Annotated in this window: 4 protein-coding genes and 1 pseudogene; 1 reads left to right on the top strand and 4 read right to left on the bottom strand. The window is 28.3% G+C overall.

What is annotated here, in order from left to right:
• On the bottom strand, window positions 1–1,328 hold a 1,328-nt coding region (locus tag C6B38_RS01280; RefSeq protein WP_146693246.1), incomplete at its 3' end, for a hypothetical protein.
• On the bottom strand, window positions 1,318–2,826 hold the full coding sequence (locus tag C6B38_RS01275; RefSeq protein WP_199558540.1) for an adhesin: 1,509 nt from the start codon (window positions 2,824–2,826) through the stop codon (window positions 1,318–1,320). The genes C6B38_RS01280 and C6B38_RS01275, both read right to left, overlap by 11 nt.
• Between C6B38_RS01275 and C6B38_RS10490 the strand changes: the two genes are divergently transcribed.
• Window positions 2,795–2,980: a hypothetical protein gene (locus C6B38_RS10490; RefSeq protein WP_199558539.1), complete on the top strand. Its 186-nt coding sequence runs from the start codon at window positions 2,795–2,797 to the stop codon at window positions 2,978–2,980. The genes C6B38_RS01275 and C6B38_RS10490 overlap by 32 nt on opposite strands.
• A gap of 567 nt (window positions 2,981–3,547) precedes the next feature.
• Here C6B38_RS10490 and C6B38_RS01270 read toward each other — a convergent pair.
• Window positions 3,548–4,165 (bottom strand): hypothetical protein, encoded by a 618-nt coding sequence (locus tag C6B38_RS01270; protein WP_105298355.1) that lies wholly within the window; start codon window positions 4,163–4,165, stop codon window positions 3,548–3,550.
• Window positions 4,166–4,587: 422 nt separating this feature from the next.
• Window positions 4,588–5,336: pseudogene (locus tag C6B38_RS09530) on the bottom strand (adhesin); the annotation flags it as partial.

The raw sequence follows: 5,336 nt of genomic DNA, 5'->3' as shown, positions 1-5,336 counted from the left end.
AATGGTCAAGAACAAGCAAGAGTAATGGTTGCCATTTCTTGCTCAATGTTTTTTAATTTATCATTATTGTTAAATAACAAACATTTATAAGTTGAAAATTGGCGAAATGTCAAATCATTAACAGTAAAACGATTTCTTATCATTTCATTTTTTAAATTTGAAACAACTTGGTCTAATTCTTTTTTACTATCAGCAAAGCAAGTAAAAATAATTGAAACCATTTTCAAGGTTTCCCCTCCAACTTGAATAAGTTGTAATAACTCATTAAAATTTTGTAAATATAAGTTATATTCAATATCTTCACTTGCTTTGTTTGTTTCTTGGTCTTGTGCTCTTCGTATCGCACGGTCAAGCAATTTAAACGCTGTCATATTATCTAAATGGCGAACCCGCAGCGAAATATTGACATTTTCTATTTCGCTAAAATTACTCAACCACATATCATTAACAGTCAACGGAAATTGATTAATAGTAAAATAACTAACAAATTTATTATTATCCAGTTTCAAGTAATTTGCAGTTTCTTTAATTGTTTTTGGTAATGTTGAAATTGCTGTATTTGTTGGTATGATTTTTTTATCAACAATTTTCTTAATTTCTTCGCTTGTTGGCAAAGTCAAAGAAAGATGTTGATTATACGATAACAACGATAATTCAAGTTTTTTATCGTTATTATTAGTGAAAACAATTAAATAATAATTTTGTTCGAGTTTTAAATTTTGGTTTTCCAAGTATTCAGACATCGACAAAAAATTAGTTAATTGATTTTTTTGTGAATTTTTTAAACTATCTTGCTTTAAAGTCTGTGTAAGATAGTTTTTATTTTTGTCAAAATTCAACTTACTATCAATTTTGATAATTTCAAAATCAAAATTTAGTCCACGCAAATAATTTGAAAAGTCATAAATCGGAGTATTGCGTTCTTCTTGCGTTGACAATGTTAAATCAACAGCATTTATTTTATATATAAGTGCTTGTTTTTTGTTAAAAATAACACGGTTATTGATAATTTGTATGTTGTTCGTGTTTTCTATTTTATGATTTTTATTTTTAAATAAGAACACAATAGCAACAAAAATCACATAGTATAATTTTTCACCGTTTTTATTAGGTGCAATTAAAAAGATTGTTAAAATAACAACAATAACAGTTGTAATAACCCCCGCCAGCAAGGATAATTTTGCAAGCAAAGTCAAAGATAAAGTTATCAAAACCACTGCGGCAAAAGAAATAAAAAGTTCTGGTCAACCAATACCACCAAGAGCATTAGAAACAGTAAATCTGACTTTACTTGCTTTTTTAGTGATTATTTTTGGGTTATTTTCCATTGTTTTTGTCTCCTTTTTCTGCCTCTTCTTTTCTAACTTTTTCAACTAATTTATCGTGGCGGCGTTTGTTAATTTTTGGTAAAAAATATTTATCAAAGACAAATCGTTTAAACAAAAAATATGCCAGACCAAGGCCCGCCAAGACACCAACAACAACGCCAATAATTCACAGTTTACTATCGCCTTCTTTTTTATTGTTGTCGGGTGTTGATGTTAGAGGGGTTGCTTGTTCTTTTTGTTGCACTGGAATAGTTTTGCTATCAAAACTCAACAGTTTTGTGCTCCCACTAACCGCTTGAACTTTAACATCTTTGCTCGTCGTTCAATCACCAGCAACAAGATTATTTATGTTGATAACATAGTCGGTGTTTTCTACAACACCGGGGGCATAGTTTTCAACTTGTTCTTTTACACTAGCAAGCATTTTTGTTTTATAGGTATCAATTTCATCTTGACTAACATTTTTAATGTTATCAACAACAAAGTTATTCAATTTTAGGTCTAAATGTGCCAAACTTTGTTTTCAAATTGCAGATATTTCAAACAAATTATTTAACTGACTAGCACCATAACCACGAATATTTTTTTCTCCGTTATCTTCTGCTCACTGTTCAAATTGTTTCCCATTTGGTGTATCCCAATAATGTTCTATTTTTTGTTTTTCTGATATTTGCAAATAAATAGTTTTTGTATGAGTTGGTAAATCTTTATGTTGCAATTCAATTAAATAACGCCCGTCAACCGAACCATATTGCCCCTTATCAATTTCTAAACCACTTACTGCGTCAATATTGCTTAATTGTGATGTTTTATTTCAATGCTCATCACAACCGTATATTTTTCCCATTATGACATTTCCGATTGAAGGTTGTTTGATTTTTATTGTGCTTTTTCCATTGGAATAATAAAATGTATCAACTTTGTTTGTCATTTTACTACTATCCAGTTGTGCCAAATAATCTTTATCTATTTGAACTCCACTTGCCGATGATGTTAACTCAATATTCAAATCAACTGTCGTTGATGAAATAACATTGTATTTAACATCAACCGAACCTGCATAACTTTTACTACCTTCTATTGCTGATAAGGTTGCTTGGGTGTCTGTTTTATCAGTTATTTTAATTTGCGAAAAATCAACTTTACGGCTATTTTTATTTATAATTGTAGCCTTAATAGTGTCATCATTGTTATTGATGATATTACCTAAATCATTGTTATTATCAAATTTAATCACATCACTTAAATTTTCTTGCTTACTTGGTGTTGGTGGATCAATTTTTGCCGCCATAACAACATCAATATCTTCACTCGTGTATTTTGTCCCATTGATATCATATTTAATAAGTAATTTATGGTTTTTTTCACTAGTTTCAGGTTTAACATTGATATTTACTTTGTGTTCTAACATATTCTGTTTTGCCCCATCTCAATAAACTTCTTCAATATTTTTATTATTGATATTGATGTTTATTTCTCCATCAACTGTTAAACGCATTCCAGCATTAGACCAAGTCGCCGTTTTAGAACCATCAGCAAGGGCAAACGAAATTCCTTGTTGAAATTTTGTTTTATCAACAATTCAATCTGTTATATTTCCGTTACTGTCTATTTTGGGTGTTTGTGGTTCGCCAACACCATCTCAACGATAAACTACTTAAAAGTTTTTTCATTGCTGTATTCCTTTCTGAACAATAAAAATAGGAATAGCATCACAGCACTATTCCCACAAGCAATTTATAACATATTTCACAAGAGTATAAATAAATACCCCAGTAAAATATGTTAAAATTGTCTGTGGAAACGCTAGGTGTTAACTAGTGTTTCCACGATAGTAAATTGTTTCCTAGACAATTTACTATCACTTTGTTTAATAAAATTTGAGAAGCAGTAAGAGAAAAAGTCGCTTACTACTATTATTATACCACATCTAATTTATAGGTGTGGTTTTTTTGATATTATTGTTATTTACTACAGTTTTTATCTATTTTTAAATTAGGTAGTAAATAAAAACCTTCAAATATAATTTTTCATTGCTCCTTTTTTATATATGGTTTTATATTTTTAAAATCCTTTGTATTATTTAATTGCTCTGGGATATCTGGTAATTTATTTATATCAATATAGGTATCATTTATAATTTTACTTTCTATATAGCTTTTATTTTTATCTTCAATAAAAATAGGAATAGCATCATTTTGCTATTCCCACAGATAATTTTAAACAAGTATTTGTGATGATACTTTATTAATAGATATTGGAATATAAATTAAACAATTAAAATCTATAACAATCCCATTACCTTTATTATATGATAAAGGATTATTTTCAGATCAATTATTTTTAATTAATTCATAAATTTTTTTTATAACAGTTCCTGCAACACCCATACTATCAAAAAGTTTATCTAAATATTTATCTAATGTTAAAAAATCAGCTAAATTTATTAATTTATCAATAACTTTACAAACATCATTACTCATTTTTCATGTAGAAGACGATATGTCATTAACAGTATAATCATTTATTCCACAATCATTATATTGTTTTAACTCATTAATAAGCTTTAAAGCCTGTTTTTCGTGATTTTTTTCTTTTAAAGCAATATTAATAATTTTTATTAATTCATGATCTGTTAAATCTTTTTTCTTAATTTCTTTTCCATGATCTGAAGTCATGTCTTCTTGTACTGAAATTAAGTCTTTTGTTGTTTCAACTTTATCTTCTGAAGAAATTACTTCTTCTGTTTTTGGTTCGTATGTTGTATTAGCAACAAGAGGTGCTACAGCACTAGTTGCTAACATACCTGTTCCTACTAAACTTAGTAGTTTTTTCATATATATCATTCCTTTCTTTTATAAAAATAGAAATAATAGGCTTATTTTCCTTATTAGTTCCATAAATTTAAAAATGTTGATATGATATATTAAAATTTGATACAATAATTTACAGAAACACAAGGAATTTAAGCATTTTGTGTTTTTATGCTATAAAATTATATTTCTATTTTTATACTTTCATCTTAACAATAAAATTTTTAATAACAACCCCATATTTAAAAATAAATGAAAATTTATTCTTTTTATTTTTTATTTGTTTCAGATTTCGTAGGTGTTTAGTTCTTGATAGTGATGGCGATGTAAAGGTTCAGGGTGAATATTAACAATTATTATTATATTATCAAGCATATTTCTTAATCCCTATTAACTCAATACAATAAAAACAATTTTATTTAAACTTAATAATTCTTCAATTATCATTATTCTTCACCACCTTTATTGTTTTTGTCTCCTTTTTCTGCCTCTTCTTTTCTAACTTTTTCAACTAATTTATCGTGGCGGCGTTTGTTAATTTTTGGTAAAAAATATTTATCAAAGACAAATCGTTTAAACAAAAAATATGCCAGACCAAGGCCCGCCAAGACACCAACAACAACGCCAATAATTCACAGTTTACTATCGCCATTTTTCTTATTGTCGGGTGTCTTGCTGTCTTTGATTTGCAAAGTAAAACTGTCTGCTGTGGCATTATTGTATTTAACAGTAATGTTTACTTTGTCATTTGGTTTAAAATCACTTTGGTTTAAAACAAACGAAACTTGGTCTTTCTCATAATTGCTGGTATTGACCCCATCAATTTTGCTGTTGTTTGGGATTTGCGTTTTTAACTGCTCGACAACTTGCTCAGTTGTCAATGGTTCGGTTGCTGTCAGTTTACCATTGGTTTTAAATCAGTCTGCAACAGCAATTGCAAATTGACTATCACTTGCTAGTTGTTGTCAATTTTTACTATCTGCAAAAAGATTGTTTAATTGACTAGCACTATACCCACGGATATTGTCGTGTCCATTTGCTTTCGCTCAGATTTCAAATTGTTTGCCATTATTCGTATTTCAATATTCTTTGATATCTTTTTTATTTTCGTTTATTTGTAAATAAACATTTTCGGTATGACCTAGGTTGTCAGTATTTGTAAATAAACATTTTCGGTATGACCTAGGTTGTCAGA

The sequence above is a fragment of the Spiroplasma sp. ChiS genome, assembly GCF_002968355.1.
Classification (GTDB): Bacteria; Bacillota_I; Bacilli_A; order Mycoplasmatales; family Mycoplasmataceae; genus Spiroplasma; species Spiroplasma citri.
This window is presented reverse-complemented; position numbering and strand designations above follow the sequence as displayed.